Source organism: Roseibium sp. ROS1 (genome assembly GCF_054658215.1).
The window spans coordinates 98136-118885 of sequence record NZ_BAAGIG010000001.1 but is presented as its reverse complement, the minus strand read 5'-3'; the positions used below and the strand labels follow the sequence as shown (position 1 = coordinate 118885).

18 protein-coding genes are annotated in these 20750 nt (G+C 58.8%); 5 read left to right on the top strand and 13 right to left on the bottom strand.

Annotated features, from left to right (window positions below):
- Nucleotides 1-45: 45 nt before the first annotated feature.
- From ACYQ6M_RS00500 to ACYQ6M_RS00490, 3 genes are all read left to right on the top strand, one after another.
- The gene (locus tag ACYQ6M_RS00500; RefSeq protein WP_023003569.1) at nucleotides 46-1059 is read left to right on the top strand and encodes a KpsF/GutQ family sugar-phosphate isomerase; all 1014 of its coding nucleotides are present in this window, start codon (nucleotides 46-48) and stop codon (nucleotides 1057-1059) included.
- Between the two features lie 157 nt (nucleotides 1060-1216).
- Entirely contained in the window at nucleotides 1217-1984 is a 768-nt protein-coding gene (locus ACYQ6M_RS00495) for a motility protein A (protein WP_023003571.1), read from the top strand.
- Between the two features lie 126 nt (nucleotides 1985-2110).
- On the top strand, nucleotides 2111-2968 hold the full coding sequence (locus tag ACYQ6M_RS00490; RefSeq protein ID WP_023003573.1) for an OmpA/MotB family protein: 858 nt from the start codon (nucleotides 2111-2113) through the stop codon (nucleotides 2966-2968).
- A 53-nt stretch (nucleotides 2969-3021) separates the two neighbouring features.
- Here ACYQ6M_RS00490 and ACYQ6M_RS00485 read toward each other — a convergent pair whose 3' ends face one another.
- The 12 genes from ACYQ6M_RS00485 to ACYQ6M_RS00430 form a co-directional block, all read right to left on the bottom strand.
- Complete coding sequence (locus ACYQ6M_RS00485; RefSeq protein WP_077291733.1) at nucleotides 3022-3477, bottom strand: NfeD family protein; 456 nt, start codon at nucleotides 3475-3477, stop codon at nucleotides 3022-3024.
- Nucleotides 3474-4457, bottom strand: coding sequence for an SPFH domain-containing protein (locus ACYQ6M_RS00480; protein WP_035908098.1), 984 nt, complete (start codon nucleotides 4455-4457; stop codon nucleotides 3474-3476). Before ACYQ6M_RS00480 ends, ACYQ6M_RS00485 begins: the two co-directional genes overlap by 4 nt.
- Before the next feature lie 233 nt (nucleotides 4458-4690).
- Nucleotides 4691-5770 carry a ferrochelatase gene (gene hemH / locus ACYQ6M_RS00475; RefSeq protein WP_460071528.1) on the bottom strand — a complete coding sequence of 360 codons (1080 nt, stop codon included), beginning with the start codon at nucleotides 5768-5770 and terminating at the stop codon, nucleotides 4691-4693.
- 298 nt (nucleotides 5771-6068) lie between these two features.
- Nucleotides 6069-7307 (bottom strand): phenylacetate--CoA ligase family protein, encoded by a 1239-nt coding sequence (locus ACYQ6M_RS00470; RefSeq protein ID WP_460071526.1) that lies wholly within the window; start codon nucleotides 7305-7307, stop codon nucleotides 6069-6071.
- A gap of 40 nt (nucleotides 7308-7347) precedes the next feature.
- Nucleotides 7348-8202, bottom strand: coding sequence for an ABC transporter ATP-binding protein (locus ACYQ6M_RS00465; RefSeq protein ID WP_023003584.1), 855 nt, complete (start codon nucleotides 8200-8202; stop codon nucleotides 7348-7350).
- Nucleotides 8203-8263: 61 nt separating this feature from the next.
- Nucleotides 8264-9595 carry an ABC transporter substrate-binding protein gene (locus ACYQ6M_RS00460; RefSeq protein WP_460071524.1) on the bottom strand — a complete coding sequence of 444 codons (1332 nt, stop codon included), beginning with the start codon at nucleotides 9593-9595 and terminating at the stop codon, nucleotides 8264-8266.
- 104 nt (nucleotides 9596-9699) lie between these two features.
- Complete coding sequence (locus tag ACYQ6M_RS00455) at nucleotides 9700-10776, bottom strand: branched-chain amino acid ABC transporter permease (protein ID WP_023003588.1); 1077 nt, start codon at nucleotides 10774-10776, stop codon at nucleotides 9700-9702.
- 13 nt (nucleotides 10777-10789) lie between these two features.
- Nucleotides 10790-11743 (bottom strand): branched-chain amino acid ABC transporter permease, encoded by a 954-nt coding sequence (locus tag ACYQ6M_RS00450; RefSeq protein ID WP_023003590.1) that lies wholly within the window; start codon nucleotides 11741-11743, stop codon nucleotides 10790-10792.
- Nucleotides 11744-11755: 12 nt separating this feature from the next.
- Nucleotides 11756-12583, bottom strand: a complete 828-nt coding sequence (locus ACYQ6M_RS00445; RefSeq protein WP_023003592.1) for an ABC transporter ATP-binding protein — start codon at nucleotides 12581-12583, stop codon at nucleotides 11756-11758.
- Nucleotides 12580-14565, bottom strand: a complete 1986-nt coding sequence (locus ACYQ6M_RS00440) for an AMP-dependent synthetase/ligase (RefSeq protein ID WP_055661165.1) — start codon at nucleotides 14563-14565, stop codon at nucleotides 12580-12582. The genes ACYQ6M_RS00445 and ACYQ6M_RS00440 overlap by 4 nt, the downstream gene beginning before the upstream one ends.
- A gap of 222 nt (nucleotides 14566-14787) precedes the next feature.
- Nucleotides 14788-15816 carry a LacI family DNA-binding transcriptional regulator gene (locus ACYQ6M_RS00435; RefSeq protein WP_447238987.1) on the bottom strand — a complete coding sequence of 343 codons (1029 nt, stop codon included), beginning with the start codon at nucleotides 15814-15816 and terminating at the stop codon, nucleotides 14788-14790.
- Between the two features lie 238 nt (nucleotides 15817-16054).
- Nucleotides 16055-17185: a porin gene (locus tag ACYQ6M_RS00430; protein ID WP_023003600.1), complete on the bottom strand. Its 1131-nt coding sequence runs from the start codon at nucleotides 17183-17185 to the stop codon at nucleotides 16055-16057.
- 728 nt (nucleotides 17186-17913) lie between these two features.
- Here ACYQ6M_RS00430 and ACYQ6M_RS00425 point away from each other — a divergent pair.
- Nucleotides 17914-18336 (top strand): Ros/MucR family transcriptional regulator, encoded by a 423-nt coding sequence (locus ACYQ6M_RS00425; RefSeq protein WP_023003602.1) that lies wholly within the window; start codon nucleotides 17914-17916, stop codon nucleotides 18334-18336.
- Nucleotides 18337-18392: 56 nt separating this feature from the next.
- The gene (locus ACYQ6M_RS00420; protein WP_152505492.1) at nucleotides 18393-18653 is read left to right on the top strand and encodes a hypothetical protein; all 261 of its coding nucleotides are present in this window, start codon (nucleotides 18393-18395) and stop codon (nucleotides 18651-18653) included.
- A 33-nt stretch (nucleotides 18654-18686) separates the two neighbouring features.
- On the opposite strand, the gene ACYQ6M_RS00415 is transcribed toward ACYQ6M_RS00420, so the two are convergent.
- Nucleotides 18687-20600 carry a S8 family peptidase gene (locus ACYQ6M_RS00415; RefSeq protein WP_460071520.1) on the bottom strand — a complete coding sequence of 638 codons (1914 nt, stop codon included), beginning with the start codon at nucleotides 20598-20600 and terminating at the stop codon, nucleotides 18687-18689.
- Nucleotides 20601-20750 lie beyond the last annotated feature (150 nt).

Below are 20750 nucleotides of genomic sequence, written 5' to 3'. Positions count from 1 at the left end.
CTGGCATAGAGCTAGGCGATCCTAAATAAAAAAAGAATTATGTTCATGACCACCGTTCTGCGCGACCCGGTTTCCGAAGAAAATACTGACATGACGTCCCTGTGCCTCGTCTCCGCAGAGCGGACCCTGGAAACCGAAATTGCCGGCCTGAGTGCCGTTCGCGCAGCGCTGAAGAACGGACTTGCCATCCCGTTCCAGAAGACCTTCGATCTCATTCAAAAGAGCAAGGGACGCGTTGTCATCACCGGCATCGGCAAGAGTGGTCATATCGGCACCAAGATCGCAGCAAGCCTTGCGTCAACGGGAACGCCGTCTTTCTTCGTTCATGCCAGTGAAGCCAGTCACGGCGACCTGGGCATGATCACCGAAGACGACGTCGTGATCGCCCTGTCCTGGTCGGGTGAAACTCAGGAACTGGCAGGCATCGTCAGCTACACCCGTCGCTTCAAGGTGCCCTTGATCGCGATCACCTCGCGCAAGGACAGCACCCTCGGCCGTGCAGCTGATATCGTCATGAACCTGCCTGCTGTCACCGAGGCCTGCCCGCATGGCCTCGCCCCGACAACCTCCGCCCTCATTCAGCTGGCCGTCGGTGATGCACTCGCTGTGGCTCTTCTGGAAGGACGTGGGTTTACCGCGCAGGACTTCCGTGTGTTCCACCCGGGCGGCCGCCTGGGCGCCAGCCTGAAAACGGCCAAGGACATCATGCACACCGGCGAACGCATGCCGCTGGTGTCCGCAAACACCTCGATGAGCGAAGGCATCGTCCTGATGACCCAGCGCGGCTTCGGTGTGCTGGGTGTCGTCGACGAACTGAAACAGTTGATCGGCATCATCACCGACGGTGACTTGCGCCGCCATGTATCGTCAAATCTCCTGGCAAAATCTGCCGGTGAAATCATGACGCGTGCTCCAAAGACCGTTTCTCCGGACACATTGTCGGCTTCAATTCTTGAATTGGCCAACAGCCTGTCGATCACCTCCGTGTTCGTGATCGAGGACGGTCGCCCCGTCGGTATTGTCCATCTGCACGATCTTCTTCGCATCGGCGCAGCCTGATCTTTCACCGAAGCAGGCAATATTGCCTCACGGGGTCGAAAAAGTTTCTTTTCCGGCCCGCAAGTGGCGCGTCATTAGGATTTGATTAGCCATAAGCCTCTTACACTGCCCCGAAGTTTCATCGGCTTGACGCCGCAGACCTTGGTGTGTGTACAGAATGGATCTGGCGACATTAATCGGCATTGTGGGTGCCTTTGGCATCGTGACGACCGCTATTTTTCTTGGTGGCAGTTTCGGTCAGTTTATTGACGTGCCGTCGGTCCTCATCGTGGTCGGCGGCGGTCTCGCCGCCACACTGATCCGCTTCCAGCTTACCGACATCGCCACTGCTTTCGTCACAGGCTTCAAGGTTGCGCTTGCGGGCAAGAACGCAAGCCCTCGCGACCTGATAACGGAAATCAGCAACCTGGGTGAAATCGTCCGCAAGTCCGGCCCGCTTGGCCTGGAAAACGTGGACGTCTCCGATCCGGTCCTTGCCAAGGGTGTGCAATATATTGCGGACGGCTATGAGCTGGAATTCATCAAGGAATCGATGGAACGCGAGCGCGACCTGCAGCTTTCCCGGCTCGCGGAAGGCAAGCGCGTTTTCAAGGCACTTGGCGATTCCGCTCCCGCCTTCGGCATGATCGGGACACTGGTCGGCCTGGTGCAGATGCTTGCCAACATGGACGACCCTGCGGCAATCGGCCCTTCCATGGCTGTCGCCCTTCTGACGACCCTTTACGGCGCGTTGATCTCCAACATCCTTTGTCTGCCTCTGGTGGACAAGCTGGATGCGAAATTCGACGTCGACGATCTCAACCAGACGCTGATCATCGACGGTGTTTGCCAGATCCGCGAATCCAAGAGCCCGGCCTTGATCAAGGAAATGCTGATTGCATACCTGCCGGACAAATTGCGCGCCGAACTGGCGGACGCGGCCTAGAGCAGGAAGCGTTCAGATGAACCCGGGCAGATTGTTCGCCAACCCTGGAAGCGATTGGTAAGGGCTCAATCGCAATCGATCGTACCAAGTCTGATCCGGAACTGACAAAAGAGCGACCACAGCGCGATGGCAAAGAAACAGAAACCTCAAGGCGGCGGCGGCGCACCGGACTGGCTGGTGACCTTTGCCGATCTGATGTCCCTGCTCGTCTGCTTCTTCGTTCTGATCATTTCCTTTTCCATTCAGGACAAGGAAAAGCTTCAGGTGGTCGCCGGGTCCATGCGCGAAGCCTTCGGTGTGAAGGACACCTCCCGCAAGACCGGTATCATCGAGGTCGAGGGCATTCCGATCCGCGACTACATGAAGGATATCAGCCAGGTCGAACAGGAGATGGATTCCGACTTCTCCCAGGTGCGCCATGAACAGCGGCGCAAACAGGGCCCGGAAGCCAACACGCACGACACGCTGGAAGCCGATATCGAAAAACCGCGGCAATTTGCGACGGCTGCCGCCTCGCTGCGCCAGGCCTGGCAGGAGATGCCGGAAATCACCGAGATTTCCAGCAACATCATTCTGGAAGAATCCGAGGACGGACTGAACATCATGCTCGTCGATCAGGACGGGCGCTCAATGTTCCGGGAAGGCTCGAAGTATCCTTACGAGACCACCCGCCGCCTGATCGCCAAGATGGCACCTGTGCTGTCGCAGATGCCAAATCGCATCGAGATTACAGGTCACACGACTGCTGGCCGCCAGTCCATCGATCCAAGCTATACCGGCTGGGAGCTGTCCAGCGAACGCGCCAATGTTGCCCGGCAGATCCTGTCCGAATACGGCGTGCCGGACAATCAGTTCTACTCAGTGGTTGGCAAGGCCGACACCGAACCGTTGTTCCCCAACGACCCCTACCTGGCGGCAAACCGCAGGATCGGCATTCTGCTCAAGGCTGAAGAACCGCCGCTGCCGGCAGGCCACAAACTTTAGTCCCGTACGGCAACAGCTCCCTGCAAAGGAAACGCGTACGATGCCGGTGAGATTTAGCTGACCCGCGAGACCACCAGCCGCGCCCCATCAATTGCCTCGACACGAACTTTCGTGCCAGCCGGCATGTCCGGTCCGGTAATGCGCCAGATCGTGTCATCGATGGACAGGTTTCCGGCACCCTCGTTCAAGGGCGCAGCAAGGGTGAATTCCCGGCCGACGTAACGGCTGCCGCGCTGGTTCAGCCCCGGATCGCCCTTTTCCGACGCAAGCTTCTGCATCAGCCGACGTCCGATCAGCAGGCTGACGAGTGACAGCACGAGGAACAGCCCAACATCCACCTGCCAGGCGAAATCGAACAACAGAGCCACGACACCGACGACAAGCGCCGACAGGCCAAACCAGAGAAAAATCGTGCCAGGCGCCAGGATCTCGAGTCCCAGCAGCAGAAGCCCCAGAACGAACCAGCTCCAGGGCCCGAGGGCCGCGATCGTGCTTTCAATCAGGCTCACCGGTTCTCGTCTCCCTGATCACTGCTTGTATTGGGAATGCGCGCGGACGACCGCTTGGAAGAGCCGTCTTCACCGAACGCTTCCTTGGCGATGGCGCCTATGCCACTCAAGGCCCCCAGCAGCGAGGTCGCTTCCATCGGGAGGATGAGCGTCTTCTGATTGCGCGAGGTTGCCAGTTCCTTGAACGCTTCAACGTATTTGTTGGCAACGAAATAGTTGATGGCCTGGACGTCACCGGAGGCGATAGCCGCACTGACGAGCTGCGTTGCCTTGGCTTCCGCTTCCGCCTCGCGTTCGCGGGCTTCCGCATCGCGGAACGCGGATTCGCGGCGGCCTTCCGCTTCCAGGATAAGCGACTGTTTCTGACCTTCCGCTTTCAGGATTTCCGATTGGCGCTTGCCTTCGGCCTCAAGGATATAGGCACGCTTCTCGCGTTCCGCCTTCATCTGGCGGGCCATGGCATCCACCAGATCGCGCGGCGGATTGATGTCCTTTATCTCTATACGGGTGATCTTGATGCCCCATGGCTCTGCAGCCGCATCGACGACGCGCAGGATCTGGGCATTGATTTCATCGCGGTTGGACAGAAGGTTGTCGAGATCCATCGACCCCATCACCGAGCGGATGTTGGTCATGGTCAGGTTCAAAATGGCGTTTTGAAGACCAAGCACTTCGTAGGCAGCACGCGCAGCATCGAGCACCTGGTAGAAGGTCACGCCGTCCGCGCTCACCGTCGCATTGTCGCGGGTGATCACTTCCTGGGTCGGAACGTCCAGCACCTGCTCCATCATGTTGAGCTTGTGGCCGATCCTGTCGATGAACGGGATGATGAAGTTCAGACCCGGCGTCAGCGTCTTCCGGTACTTGCCAAAACGTTCGACCGTATAATTGTAGCCTTGCGGCACCGTCTTTACGCCGGCGAAAAAGACCAGAATGACCAGCACGACAAGGCCGATCAGGAAAATGTCAAATCCCGCGATTGGCATATACGTCTCCCGTAATTTTCTAAAATAGCACCGTCACTATGCGCCGAATACCAGAGCGTTTCCAGCGTATTTGCGGCGTTGAGCCTATACGGACACGCGTCCGCTAGCCCTGTTCGCACAAACACTTAAGGCGCTCGTGAAACAGTGCCGTGACTTATGGGCAGTATCGCGAAATTTTACGAGTATTTTCCACCAGCAAGGTTAAACGCCTGTGGATTTGCGGCTGGTCAGATCCAGCCGCCAAGTTCCCGCCGCACGATATGGGACAGCACGTCCATGCCAAGATCGCTGTCGTTCAGACAGGGAATATGGCTGAAATTCTCGCCGCCGCTCTCTTCGAAGATCTCCCCGGCCTCGCCGGCAATTTCCTCAAGCGTCTCGAGACAGTCTGCAACGAAACCCGGGTTCATCACCGCAACGTTTTTCACGCCGTCCTTGGCCAGCTGTTCAACGGTCTTGTCCGTGTAGGGCTGCAACCATTCTTCCGGACCGAACCGGGACTGGAAGGTCACGCGCAGTTTCTCTGCGCCCCAGCCCAGGACCTCGCGCATGAGACGGGTCGTCTTCATGCAGTGGCAATGATAGGGGTCGCCGCGTTTGAAATAGGATTGCGGAATGCCGTGGTAGGAGGTCAGCACCACGTCCGGCTTGAAATCGAGACTGTCCAGATGCCGCTCAACTGATTTTGCGAGGGCAGTCACATAGACCGGGTCGTCGTGATAGGGCGGCACGGTCCGGATCGCCGGTTGCCAGCGCATCTTCAACAGCGTCTTGCAGACCACATCATTGACGGTCGCAGTGGTGGTTGCCGAATACTGCGGATAAAGCGGGAAGATCAGGATCCGGTCGCAGCCCTCGTCCTTGAGCGCCTTCAACCTGTCCGGGATCGACGGCTGACCATAGCGCATCGCCCAGTCGATCTTCAGCTTGCCGTCCGCATCGCCCAGCATCTCGGACAGTTTGTCCGACTGGCTGCGCGTGATCGTGCGCAGAGGCGACTCGTCCTTTTCCTTGTTCCAGATCTCCTCGTAAGCCTTGCCGGACTTTCCCGGCCGGGTCATCAAAACAATGCCATAGAGGATCGGATACCAGATTGCCCGGGGCCACTCGATAACGCGCTTGTCGGACAGGAATTCGCGCAGATACCGACGCATCGGCCAATAGTCCGTGCCGTCCGGTGTGCCCAGATTGACCAGAAGCACGCCCACCTTGCCGCTTTTGACCGAAGGATGGTCCTTCGGCAGGTCGAGTTTTCTGAATGCGGCTTCCTGGTCGGCTGCGATCGGCGCGGTCGGTTGAACGGTCATCTGCGGGATTGGTCCTAAAACGATCTGTCTGTCTGACGCCATACATAGGCCAAGCACATGCCGAGGCCAATGCGGCATTTGTCATACGCAGATTTGAGCAGGCAGATCACCGAATTTCAGGCGGAAGTGCAACAACAAAAGACCTCAACCTGAGGAGAGCCGCCAGCTTCGTCCCGTCGGATGGGAAACTTGCTCCGGAGTATGCAGCCATCTTTCGAAACAGCGCTTGCGCGCTTCTTCAGGATGAGACTGAAACTTGCATTAACTCCGGAGGCATGCCTGCGCGTTGCTCCGAGCCTCAACCGTACTCCCGTTCATCCGCAATCACCTTGCCGTCATTCGGCAAACCGCCCGGAGCAACGGTCAGGACGTCCCCTTTCAGATGGGTCACTTCACGCAGTGTTTCCGCAACCCGTTCCGGCAAGCCGTTGCCGGAGGCGTCGGTTTCCACGGTCAGTGTCATGGCATCGGCCTCGCCAATGCGGCTGACGGCAAGGCGGGCCTTGCTGATTTCGGGATGGGCGGCAACGATCTGCGCGATCTGCGCCGGGTCGACGAACATGCCTTTGACCTTGGTGCGCTGATCTGCCCGTCCCATCCAGCCGGCAAGCCGCATGTTGGTGCGTCCGCAGGGCGACTGTCCGGGAATGATCTTGGACAGATCGCCGGTTGCGAAGCGGATCAGCGGATAGAGGCTGTTGAAATTGGTGACCACCAGTTCGCCGACCTCACCATCTGCCACCGGCTCGCCGGTGCCCGGGCGCACGATCTCCACGATGTAGTCCTCGTTGACGACCATGCCCTCCCTTGCCTCGCTTTCATAGGCGATGACGCCGAGGTCCGCTGTCGCGTAGCACTGTCCGACACGAATTCCGCCTGCCTCGTATTCCTCGCGCAGGGATGGAAACAGTGCACCGCCCGAGACCAGGGCCTTCTTGATGGAGGAGACATCCCGGCCCTGGTCCCGGCCACGATCGAGGAGGATCTTCAGATAGTCCGGCGTGCCGACGAAACCGGACGGTTTGAGCACCTCGATCGCTTCGACCTGACTGTCCGTATTGCCAACGCCGGCGGGAAACACCGTGCATCCAAGTGCAATGGCACCTTGATCCAGAATGAAGCCGCCCGGTGTCAGGTGATAGGAAAACGCATTGAGAACAACATCGCCCTTGCGGAAACCGGCTGCGAACAGGCTTCGCGCACCGTTCCAGGGATCGAGTCCGGGTGCCTGCGGTTCCCAGATAGGTCCTGGCGACATGAAAACCCTTGCAGCACCGGAAAGCTCACCTGCCAGAAATCCGCCGAAGGGGGGCTGTGCCCGCTGCTTTTCCAGAAGGTCCGACTTGCGCAGAACCGGCAGTCCCGCGAGCGCTGCCCGGTTGGTAACGCCAGCAATATCGCATCCGTCCAGATGCGCGGCCCACCCAGAGGATTTGCCTGTCGCATGGACCAGAAGATCCGGCAATCGGGCAAAAAGATCCCGTTCGCGCTGAGCGGCGTCTTGCCGCTCGCGCGCGTCAAACTGAATGTCGCTCATGGTCGTCTCCGCCTGTTTCGGCCCTGTGTCTGAAACCCCGTCAGGCCAGCCAGCGCTTCCTTCGCTTATAATGTTTGACATTCCGGAACGACCGACGGCCCTCGCCGCCAACGCCCAGATAGAATTCCTTGACGTCCTCGTTCTCGCGCAACGCCTTGGCGTCGCCGTCGAGCACAATGCGGCCGGATTCCAGAATGTAGCCGTAGGTCGCGTATTTCAGCGCCACGTTGGTGTTCTGTTCGGCAAGCAGGAAGGACACGCCTTCCTTTTGGTTGAGCTGGCGGACGATCTCGAAGATTTCCTCCACAAGCTGAGGCGCCAGTCCCATGCTCGGTTCATCCAGCAGGATCATCTTCGGCCGGCTCATCAGGGCACGGCCGATAGCGCACATCTGCTGTTCGCCGCCGGAGGTGTAACCCGCCTGACTGCCACGCCGCTCGCGCAGACGCGGAAAATAATTGTAGACCATCTCCAGATCCGCCTTCACGGCGCTGTACCCGTCCTTGCGGGTGTAGGCACCCGTGAGCAGGTTTTCCTCGATGGACAGGTGACCGAAACAATGCCGGCCCTCCATCACCTGGATGCATCCCCGGCGAACCAGATCGTTTGGCGACAGCGCCTGGACTTCTTCGCCATCGAAAAGGATCTTGCCCTTTGTCACTTCGCCACGTTCGGCACCAAGCAGGTTCGAAATCGCTTTCAGCGTAGTCGTCTTGCCCGCTCCATTCGCGCCGAGCAGCGCCACGATCCCGCCTTTGGGAATCGTCAGCGACACGCCCTTCAGCACCAGGATCACGTGGTCATAAATGACCTCGATATTGTTGACCGACAGGATTGTCCCGGCAGCGTCCCGAGCGCCCTGCGAACCAGGCTGTTCTACATCCAGCAATGCCATTCCCTCTTCTCCCTGGTTGCTCCGCCGCACGTTTATGCGGCGCGGCGGAGCGGACTGCCTATCAGTTCGGGCAGGGTTCGGTGCGCGCCGGCCACGGCGCATTCTTTTCTGCGTATTCAGCAGCGGCTGCTTCCAGCAGCGGACGGACCACATCGGTCATCGGCTCGATCCAGTCAGAAGCCTGACGCCACTTCTTGCCGTCCCACTCCTGGATGAACACCGGATGGCTGCCGGCATGGTCATCGCAGGTCACTTTCATCGGATGAGCAAAGCCCTTCAGGCCGAGCTCAGCCAGACGAGCCTCGTCCAGGTTGAGAGCCTCGAGACCAAGACGCATGTCTTCGCCCGTGATGACAGTCTTGCCGGTCAGTTGCTGGGCGCTGCGGATGCCTTCCGCGATGATGACCGAGTTCAGGACGCCGCGGTTATAGAGCGTGCTTCCGATCGTCTCCGCATCGGTGGAGGACTTGCCTGTATCGATGACGTGTTTCTTGATGTCATCGAGAGCCGGGAAGTCGGCGCCGACACCGGAGAAGTTCAGTGCCTTGTAGCCCTTGGCACCTTCACCACCGGCAGCAGCATCGTCGTCACCCGCGGACCACCACACACCGATGAACTTGTCCATCGGGAAGCGGATCTTGACGGCTTCCTTGACGGCGGTCGGGTTCATCGCACCCCAGCCCCACATGATCATGTAGTCCGGACGGTCGCGGCGTACGTTGAGCCACTGTGAGGACTGGTTCTGCATTTCCGCACCCGGAACCGGGTACTGCAGCAGCTCGAAGCCGTATTTTTCGGCCAGCTGTTCCAAAAGCGGCAGGGGCTCGCGGCCGTAACCGGCGTCAAGGAAGATGTAACCGATCTTCTTGCCCTTGAGGTTTTCAAGACCGCCTTCCTGCTCACCGATGTACTTGATGACCACGGAAGCGCCGTCCCAATAGGTGTCCGGCACGTTGAAGATCCACGGGAACGTGGAACCGACAGCGGCAGCCGACAGGCCGTAACCCATCGAAAGAACCGGGATCTTGTCGACACCGGCCTTAGGGATCAGCTGAAGCGTGATACCGGTGGAATACGGATTGTAGACCAGCGCGCCCTTGCCCTTGGTGGCTTCGTAGCACTCGACGCCTTTCTGGGCGTTGTAGCCGGTTTCACACTCTTCCAGCGCCAGCTCGACGCCACCGATGCCGCCATCGCGCTCGTTCAGCATCTGCAGGTAGTCATGCATGCCGTTGGCGATATGGATGCCGGAGCCGGCGTAAGGCCCGGTCCGGTAAGTCAGGAGCGGCACATAGTTGGTATCTTGTGCCTGGACCGCGGTCGTCATGGCGCCGGAGAGACCGACCCCGAGCGCAACAGCGGTTCCCAGCGCAAATTGCTTAATGCTTTTCATATTCTCCTCCCACGCGGCATCGAAATGAATACCGCCGGACCGGTTGCGCCATTCCTCACCGGATCGGTCCATGTCCGGATGGCGGGCGAAAAGGCTGGCAGCCCCTAGTAAGGGAACGGCCAGACCCTGAGCTTCTGCTTCGCGATCTGCCAGAGCCGCGCAAAGCCGTGCGGTTCGACGATCAGGAAGAAAATGATGAGAGCGCCAACGATCATGAAGGTCGCGTGCTCCACGGTCTCCGCGGCCAGGTCGATGCCGAGGAGGCCGGGTACGAATTTCAGAACAACAGGCAGGATCCAGATGAAGGCGGCCCCCATGAAGGCTCCGCCGAGGCTGCCCAGGCCGCCCAGGATCACCATGAACAGCACCTGGAAGGACAACCGGATGGAGTAGGACGACGGCTCGGCGGCATTCAGCCAGAAGAAGACCATCATCGCACCGGCCACGCCGCAGATGTAGGACGACACGGCAAAGGCCATCAGCTTGGTCTGCAGCGGGCGAACGCCGATGAGTTCAGCCGCAATGTCCATGTCGCGGATCATCATCCAGGATCTGCCGATTCGGCCGCGCAGGACGTTCGCCATCAGGAAGGCGATCAGCACCGTGATACCGAGAACGATGAAGTAGCGTGCCAGCGGCGTTGCTTCCGCCCCCGTGGCGATGATGCCGAAGACTTCGCGGCGCGGCACTTCGATCGCGCCGGAGGCGTTGTAGTTGTAGAGCCACGGAATACGGATGAAGCACCATTCCAGGAAGAACTGCGCAGCGAGCGTCGTCACCGCCAGGTAAAGCCCCTTGATGCGCAGGCTCGGCAGTCCGAAGACCGCACCGATGGCAGCCGAGAACACGCCGGACACCAGAACCATCACGATGACATTGGCATCGGGAAAGATCGACGTCAGCTTGTAGGCGGCATAGGCACCGACCCCCATGAACGCACCGGTTCCCAGGGACAACTGTCCGCAGAACCCGGTCAGGATGTTCAGCCCGATCGCCGCCAGCGAAAACACCAGGAACGGGATCATGATGGAGGTCAGGAAGAAGTCGTTTGCAAGGGCCGGAATGACCGCAAACGCCGTGATCAGAATAACGGCCAGGCCGACGCGGTCCTGGAGGATCGGGAACAGCGCCTGATCCGCCTTGTAGCTCGTCTTGAATTGGCCAGCTTCGCGATAAAACATGGGTCAGATATCCCTAGATCCGCTCGATGATACGTTCGCCGAAGAGGCCTTGTGGCCGGAACAGAAGAAAGATCAGGGCGATGATATAGGCGAGCCAGGATTCAATCCCGCCCCCGACAAGACCACCCCAGTACAGTTCGCCGATCTTCTCGCCGAAGCCGATGATCAGGCCGCCGACAATGGCACCCGGGATCGACGTGAAGCCGCCGAGGATCAGCACCGGCAACGCCTTGAACGCTACGATTTCCAGCGCGAAGGACACGTCGGACCGCGCCCCCCACATGATACCGGTCGCCAGGGCCACGAGGCCTGCTGCGAACCAGACGATCGCCCAGATCTGGTTGAGAGAGATACCGACGGAAAGGGCAGCCTGGTGGTCGTCAGCAACGGCCCGCAAGGCCCGGCCGATCCGCGTCTTGTTGAAGAAGATGCCGAGCGCCGTCACCATCACCACCGCGATCACGGCTGCCGCAATATCGATATGCTGCAGGATCACGAGACCCCGGTCACCGAACTCGAACGCGGTCGAGCCGGTTGGCAGCCCCAGTTGCTCGGTAATCATCTGCTTGGGCTCGCCGCCGAAGACGAATTCACCGAAGCCGACGAGGAAATACGTCAGGCCGATGGTCGCCATCAAAAGGATGATTTCCGGCTGGTTGACCAGGGGTCTCATGACCACCCGTTCCACTCCGTATGCCAGAACCCCCATCACGCCGATGGTCAGGATCAGTGCCAGATAGGCAGGCACACCGTTTTCGTTGAGGCCCACCAGCGTCAGGCCGGCGAACACCACCATGATGCCCTGGGCGAAGTTGAAAACGCCGGAGGCCTTGAAGATCAGCACGAAACCCAGCGCGATCAGCGCATACAGAATTCCGGCGACGAAACCTTCCCACAGGACCTGCAGGAAGAAATCCGGCATCTGGTACATCTGTACGAAGGGATCGATAAAAATGTCGTAGAGCATGGTTCGTCCCTCCTAGTGGCTCACACCGAGATAAGCGTCGATAACGGCCTGGCTGGCCTGCACTTCCTCCGGTGGCCCGTCGGCGATCTTCTTGCCGTAGTCGAGCACGACCACCCGGTCGGAGAGATCCATGACGACGCCCATGTCATGTTCGATCAGGGCGATCGTCGTGCCGAATTCCTGATTCACGTCGATGATGAACCGGCTCATGTCTTCTTTTTCTTCAAGGTTCATACCGGCCATCGGCTCATCGAGCAGCAACAGGTCCGGCTCCATCGCCAGCGCGCGGCCAAGCTCGACCCGCTTTTGCAGCCCGTAAGGCAAGCGCCCGACAGGTGTCTTGCGGATTGCCTGAATTTCAAGGAAATCGATGATGTCCTCGACCTTGCGCCGATGTTCGATTTCCTCGCGCTCCGCCGGGCCCCGCCACAGAAGTTGCCAGAAGAAGTTCTTGTGCATCTTCAAGGTTCTGCCGGACATGATGTTGTCCAGCGTGGTCATGCCCTTGAACAGCGCCACGTTCTGGAAGGTCCGGGCAATCCCCTGGCTGGCAGCCTCGTAAGGCTTCATCTTGCGGCGCACCTGACCCTGCCAGGTGATCGTGCCTTCCTGCGGATGATAAAATCCGTTGATGACATTGAGCATCGACGTCTTGCCGGCCCCGTTCGGACCGATGATCGCGCGGATCTCGCCCTTCTGGATGTCGAACGAAATGTCGGTGATCGCCTTCACGCCGCCGAAGGACAGCGACACGTTATCGACCCGCAGCAGCACCTCGCGCTCTGCCGGTTCCTGCGCACCATTCGGCGACAGTGTCTTGTCGGAAACGATCGCGTTCATTCGGCGGCCTCCTGTACGCCCGCTCCGGCGTCATGGGTGGACATGTCGCGGATCTCGACGGTGGCTTCGATTGCGCCCTTGCGGCCGTCTTCAAAGGTTACTTCCGTACGCACATGTTTGGAGGTGGATCCGTCGTAAAGCGCGTCGATCAGTGGACCATAGCGTTCGGCGATGAAGCTCCGGCGAACCTTCTGCGTGCGGGTGAGCTCACCATCATCCGCGTCCAGTTCCTTGTGCAGGATCAGGAACCGCTTGATCTGCGCACCCGCCATCATCGGTTCACGGGCAAGGTCCCGGTTCACCTGATCGACGTGGCTTTCGATCATGCCGTAGACATCCGGATGCGCGGCAAGTTCCTGGTAGGAGGCATAGTTGACGTTGTTGCGTTCCGCCCAGGAGCCGACCGCGGTCAGATCGATGTTGATGAAAACCCCCACCATGTCCTTCTCATGACCGAAGGCGACCGCCTCCTTGATGTTCGGGAAGAACTTCAGCTTGTTCTCGATGTATTTCGGCGCGAACAGTGCCCCGTCATTGAGCTTGCCCACATCCTTGGCGCGGTCGATGATCTTCAGGTGGCCGTTCTCGGCAATGATGCCGGCATCACCCGTATGCACCCAGCCGTCCGGCGTCTTGGTGCTGGCGGTAGCCTCGTCATTCTTGAAATAGCCGACGAAGACACCCGGCGAGCGGTACATCACTTCACCGCTGTCGGCGATCTTGAGCTCGACATCGGGAGCAGGTTTGCCGACCGTATCGCCGTAGATCTCGCCATCCGGCTGCAGCGTTATGTAGACGCTGGCCTCGGTCTGGCCGTAGAGCTGCTTGAGGTTGAGGCCCAGCGAGCGGAAGAAGCGGAAGATCTCTGGCCCGATGGCTTCACCGGCCGTGTAGCCGACTTTCATTCGGGTAAGACCCATGCGGTTCTTGAGAGGTCCGTAGACGCAGAACTCGCCGAGGGCGTAAAGCATCCGGTCCTTCAGGCCGACCGTTTCGCCATTCAGGATCTTCTCGCCCACCTTGCGGGCGACCTCCATGAAGTAGTCGAAGATCGCACGCTTGGTTTTCCCTGCATCCTCCATGCGCACCATGATGCGGGTCAGCATGTTCTCGAAAACGCGCGGCGGTGCGAAGAAATAGGTCGGCGCGATTTCAAGCCGGTCCACGTCGATCGTGTCCATGCTTTCCGGACAGTTGACGCAATAGGCCGCCGTGAAAGCCTGCGCCAGGGAGAACACGTGGTCGCCGATCCAGGCCATCGGCAGGTAGGCGAGCACTTCTTCGGTCTCGTCCAGATGATCGAACTTGTTGCCGTTGCGTGCCGAAATGACCAGATTGTCGAAGGACAGCATCACGCCCTTCGGTCTCCCGGTGGTGCCGGAAGTGTACAGCATCACCGCAATGTCTGAGCCCTTGGCGTCGCGGAATCCGGCTTCCCACTCGGCTGCCAGGGACGGCGTTGCCGCTAGCAGCTCGCGTCCCTTTTCCTGTACCGAGGAATAGCCGTGCAGGTGGGTATGATCGTAGTCGCGCAGGCCGCGCACTTCATCATAGATGATCTCGGTAAGCGACTTTACCTCGTCCGCCATCGACAGGAGCTTGTCGACCTGCTCCTGATCCTCGACCACCGCGAAGGTGACTTCGGCATGGCCGAGCACGAAGGCCATTTCCTCGGCAACACTGTCCGAATAGACAGGCACCGGAACGGCCCCGAGTGCCTGGGCGGCAACCATCGCCCAATAGAGCCTTGGACGGTTCGCACCGACGATGGCGATCTTGTCTCCAGCCTTCAGGCCCAGAGATTTCAAACCGATGGAGAATGCGCGGATTTCTTCACACACCTCGGACCAGGTCCAGCTTTGCCAGATCCCGAAATCCTTTTCCCGGAACGCCGTCCGGTCTCCGAAGACTTGCGCGTTGCGCATGAGAATCTTCGGAAAGGTGTCCTCCCCGCGCGATGTAGCGCTGGCCGACCCTACCATAGATGTTTCTTCCCTTTAGAAGGCGCCCCGGTTTTCCAGGGTCGTTTCCTGTGGGGCTATGAAACGCCGTGCCGACCGAACCTTCAACCGGTAAATTGTTAAAGGCGAAGAAGGACGCTGTCCCAACCCGTTGAAAATCAGGCTAGGACGGCGGATTTTCAGCAATATGTTTCAATCGTGTCGAATTGTTTCATTTGCGCTGCATGTGCGAATGGCTGATGCCTAGACCAGCTCAACTGCACTCTTGCGAACCACCAGCCAGGGCTCCAGTTGAACGCTGCCGTTGTCCGGCTTTGCACCACCCAGCAGGTTGAGCAACAGTTTCGCAGCCTGCTCGCCAACTGCCCGGCGAGGCTGGTGGATTGTAGTCAGTGGCGGCACGAAATGGCCGGCAATGTCGATGTCGTCAAACCCCACAACCGAAACATCTTGCGGCACACGGATGCCGGCTTCGCTCAGGAAAGAAATGAAGCCGAAGGCGGACCGGTCGCTGGCACAGAAGACGGCGGTCGGCCGGTTCGGCAGGTCCAGCCATGCCTTTGCGGCCCTGACGCCGGCTTCCAGCGTGTAGTCCCCCTCGAAGATCCAGGCACTGGCCGGATCGAGACCCGCACCGCCCAAGGTGGCCCGGAATCCGTCGAGCCGGTCCCGTCCCGGCTTGTGCGACAGGAGGCCCGTTACGTGGCCGATATTGGAGTGCTTCAGTTCGATGAGGTGCGACACTGCCAGATCAGCCCCCATCAGATTGTCGACAACGGCAATCGGCACCGCCGGATCGTCGCTCCATTCGCCGGCCAGCACGATGGGCGGGGACTTGGGATTGGAAGATCTGATTCGGGAAATCGAGAAATGCCCGTCCAGGATAACGATCCCGTCGCAATTGTTTTTGCTGAAATAGTCACTCAGGCTCGAATGCGACATGGACGGCTTGCGCGTGTCGGCAATCAGCACTTTCAGCTGTCTTTCCGCGCAGACCGTTTCAATGCCCTGGAGAATGTTCGAAAAGTGGGAATTGCCGATGTCCGGAACGAGCGCAACGATTGTTCCCGTGTCCCGGCGGCGGAGATTGCGCGCGGCATGATTGAGGACGTAGCCGGTCTTTTCGACCGCTTCCGACACGCGGCGCCGGGTTTCCGCGGATACCCTGTCGGGTGTCGTCAAAACGCGGCTGACAGTTGCCGTCGACACATTGGCAGCGCGGGCGACGTCCTGAACCGTCGGATTTTTCTTTTTGTATTCAGACTTTGGCATTCCGCGAATGTTAGCCGAGAACATTCTGGCGTCGCACGTCTTTTCAATTGGAGAGGCAAAGAATTTTCAGTCGCACCGGCTCGGTGTTGCCGCGGAAACCACAGCACAGCAGACTCGGCGCTTTTCCCCTTGGCGACTGCGGGTGCCCTAAAACGGGGGAGGCCCGGCAGTTTGGAGTCTGCCGGGCCGATTGACTGACTGGAGGTCATTTTTAGTCAGTCAGAGTCTAACCGTAAGATTAGAAGGTGCGCTGCATACGAACACCGAAGAGGAGTTCGTCCTGGTCACCCTGGGTGTCGATGTCGGTGTTTGCATAACCAACGTCTGCACCCATGACGAAGCCGGAGACCGGCTCCCACTGAACCGAACCGTCGATTGCGTAACGGGTTACGTCGTTCAGGCCAGTTGCGGCATCGATGTCGGCATAGGAACCGTCAAGCGCGAGGCCGATCGTGGAAGTTGCCTGGATGTAGGCACCAGCAGACAGCGAGTAACCGGTGGAGGTGTCGTCGCCGTTGTAGTCGGCTACGCCGTCATACGTGGTGATGTAGGACAGTGCGCCATCAGCGTAGAAGCCCTGGAAGAAGATGTTCGAACCGGAGTTGAGCATCGGCAGGTTGATGGCAGCACCACCACCGACTGCCCAACCCAGGGAGTCTTCACCACCATTGTTGGTGCGGTTGGCAGCTGCATCCGGGTAAACCTGGTGCAGAGCACCGGACAGCTGTGCAGAACCCCAGCCCTGGGAAACGCCGAGAGCGGCAACGAAGTCCGGAGCACGGGTCCCGCCGTAATCACCATATTCACGATCGGAACGGTCTTCCAGAGCGATGGTCGCGGAGAAGCCGTTGCCGAAAGCAGCGGTGTAGGCAATCTGGTTGGACGTTACGTCGGACCAGTCACGATCCACGACACCGACAAAGGCCTGACCGGTGAAGATGTCGAAGTTCGAGGTCAGACGACCAGCTGTCAGACCGCCCCACTGGATGTAGGCGTTTTCCAGCGTGGTGCTGTTTTCGCCGTTGGTCACGGTGGAGTAGATGGAGACGTAGGTGCGCAGGGTACCGAATTCGGTAGCCGTGCGAGCGTCAAGGTACAGGTAGCCGCGAGACAGCCAGGAGTAGCCGTCGGAGTCACGGTCACTGAAGGCACCGTCTTCCAGAACGTTGTTGACGACAACCTGGGTACGAACACGGCCGCCAACGCGGAGGCAGGTTTCGGTGCCCGGGATGTAGTAGAAGCGCGCGCCGTAAGCGTCACAAACGCGAACATAGTCGACCGGCTCCGGAGCGACCGGAAGGTCAGCCGCCTGGGCGGTGGTTGCAGCAGCAGCTGCGGCCGCGCCGAGCATCAAACTCTTGAGTTTCATTACATTACTCCAGTTTCAAATTCAGTCGGAAGGCTGAAGGAACGGATTCGAATACTTTAACGCGACCCCTTCAAACTAACCTTTAGACTACCAACAACAAGCGTTTACTTGCACCCCGTTGGCCGTCTCCGCATCAAAAAGCCAGTTCCGACGCCGGAATTCAAGCCAGAATTTTTCTCTGGCGCACATTGGCATTTGGAGTCATATTTTTGCAACACATTGATAATCCATCATTTTTTACAATTTTTCACTTTTTCATTTTTGCCCTTGAACTCCCGAAACGGCATCCCCATATCCCCCGCCCTTGCACTACTTTAAATACTTTGTGTTTATTTATGCTGTTTTTCTTACATTTGCTTTTGCTGCAGATGCGAACTTCATGACTACACTGTTCAGTTTACAGATTTGAAAAGCAAGTTTTCCTATAGAGAAGAAATCGCATTTTCGATTTTGTCTATTTTTCCTGCAGTTTTCAGCGGTTTTTGGAACAACCAGAATTTTTAGTCCAGTATTTCTTGAGAACTACAGTTGAGATTGCGCCAATGGAAAACTCTCCGGTTTCCGAAATCGGCGAAATTTCCTCATACATTTTTTTATTTGATAAAAACGTGATCGCTACTTGAAAAGCGAAGTCGTAAAACAAATCTATTTGGCACGGTTTGCCTGCGCGCCCGGCACCGCCCCGCCCACGGCCCTCTCCAGTCCCCAATTTCGGAAAAGGAACTCCCATGGCTGAACCAGAAGAAGGCGAGAGCTTCGATTCGCCGAACCTGATGGCGCTCACCGCGGGAATTGTTTCCAACTACGTGACGAACAACCCGGTCCCGCAGCAGGATCTGATCGAGTTGATTCTGGATGTCCACGTTGCCCTGGAAACCGCGACCAACAACACCCCGACCGTATTCCGGGCTCCCCTCGTGCCGGCTGTGCCTATAAAGCACTCGGTTACTCCGGAGTTCATCGTCTGTCTCGAGGACGGCAAGAAATTCAAGTTTCTGACACGCCACCTTAAGACGAAGTTCAACCTGACCCCCGCCGAGTATCGGCGCAAATGGGGCCTGAGCGCGGATTACCCGATGGTTGCACCCAACTACGCGCAAAAACGGGCCGAGATGGCCAAGGCCGCAAAACTGGGGCATCGGAAACGCTAACCCGGTTTTGAAGACCGACAGCGCAGTGCTATATTCCAGGTATGGACTTCAGGCAGATGAAACTCAGCCCGCAGGCGCGCAAGGCGATCATGAGAAACGATCCCTCCGCGCAAATGAAGGCGATGGTCGAACTTGCACCGGGCAAGACCCCGGACGACCTGGCTATGCGCACCACCAGCGCGGGCACTCCTGAATTATTGTCCTGGAGCCCTCAAAGCCACCTGATGACGTTGCTCGTCACCGCAGAAAACCTCAACTCGCTCGCTGAGGATACCGCTGTCACCTATATCCAGGTCGGCGGTGCGATGCGGCGTTAACGACGCCGCATCCTGTTTTTCACATCAAAAAGCTCAAATCACCGCATCGGTGCGTCCGGGCTGATCGGGATCGCGCAGCAGCCGCAGGGCACGCGCCGCGTTCACCCGGCCAAAGCCCCAGGCAACATCGAACCCCGGTATGCCGTCCGGATTATCCGACGTCGCCATCAGGATGTTTGCGATCTGGGGCGCCGACAAGGAGCGTGCTTCCTGAAACAGCAGGGCAACGATACCGGCAACATGCGGGGCAGCCATGCTGGTGCCGGATTTCAGCACACGCATCGGGTGGACCCCGCCGTTGCCGTTGTTCCGCCCGCCTTGCGCGCAGGACGCAACAATATTTGTTCCAGGGGCGGCAACCTCTGGCTTGTTCCGATTGTCGCGTGTGGGCCCGCGGCTGGAGGAAGCCGCCGGCGAAAGTGAATAGTGGCTGTAATTGGCAACCGCAATTGCCCTGCGTGTTGTTGCCGGAGTGCCGAGCGTGCGGACAGGGTCGAAATCGCCGCCCTGGAAGAAAGACTGATCGGCATAATTGTTGTCCCGGTCACGCAGATCACGCTCGATCCAGGCGTCGAAACTGCCGTTTTCTCCTTCCAGTGCCTCCAGTTTCAAGGTCCAGACACCGGACCTCAGCATCCCGAGCCCGAATGGTGCTTCCAGTTGCATGTAGATCCGCGCTTGTCCGTTCAAGCTCGAAAAGCGCTCCGAATCGATAAAGACCTCGTCCTGAAGCAGGGATTTACCAGGGGTCACCGGCCCGTACTGTGTTCCGTCCGGTGCTGTCAGTGTCACCGCAAACCTGTCGACACTCGAATACCAGATCTCCAGCTCGCTCGACGTCCTGTCCGTTCCGGTCTGGGTGATGGTGCCATCGGGCAAAGGCATGCCACCACCCGTTTTCCAGCGCAGTTCCCGGCTCTCGCCCGTCTTGATGTTCCCGGCGGCATGCCCATGCCAGACATGTTCATTTCCCGCCGCGCTCACGAACGCCCGCCCCAGAGGCTCCAGCAGACGGTCGATCGCCCTTTCGACAAGGCTCTCCCCATCATGGCTACCGCCATTCTGCCCGAGGCTCATGTTGATGACACAGGGCATGTCGAGCGCATCCGCCTTGTTCATGATGTAGGCAACTGCATCGACCACGTGGCTGGAATCGGTAAATGTCCCGGACCCGTCGCGCGTATCCGGCTGAACAAAAATCAGCGTGGCTTCGGGCGCTGCTCCAAGATGCGCTCCTTCTGCGAAGTCGGAATCGTGCGATCTGCCATTGCCTGCCGCGATTCCCGCAACATGTGTGCCGTGCGAAGCCGCATCCGGCCTGTGCCGGACAACACTGAACGGATCAGACGCATTCAGCGCCTGGTCAATCTGGTCGGCCCCATACTCCACGCCATAGGCGAAATCATCCGGCGCGCTCTCGCCCGGACGGGCGTCGAGGCGCTGGTCCCAGAGAAAGGCCAGCCTTGTGGTGCCGTCCGCCTTGCGGAAATCGTCGAGCGTGAAATCCATTCCGTAATCGATGATGCCCACCAGAACGCCGGCCCCTGTTCGGCCCGGGACGCCGGTACTGCCCTGATGGACCGTGTTCGCCCTGGTTTCGGCAAGGGAAGTTTCGAGCATCGGAAACCAGCGCCGTCCGGCTTCGACGGTTTCCACCGACGGATGCGCATGCAGCTCCACCAGCCTGTTCATCGGAAGTGAGACGGAATAGATTTTCCCGGCCACATGTACCCAATGAAAGTCAGCAAAGGCCGCTGGCGGTTGATCCGCCTGCAGTTCGACCAGAACGCGCCGGACCTCCCCAAGCGGCGGCGACCCGGCAGAAGTGCTCTCCAGGGACGCGGGAGCGGACGGAAAGGTGTCGAGGGCGGTTTCGTCGTCAAATGATTTCAGTTCTGCCTCGGCCGCATACCGGCGCAGCCTCGGATCAAGTTTCTTTAATTGCATGGATCCCTCCATCGCAGGAAAAACAAAGTCAAAAATACTTGGCCAGCATATCATGAAAGGCGAAGTTTTTCGGCCTGCACGTGCCCCCCGCCGGGTCTTGTCGGCAAGGACTGCCATTCTCTTCTCGGATGAATGGTCAAACCTGCTTTT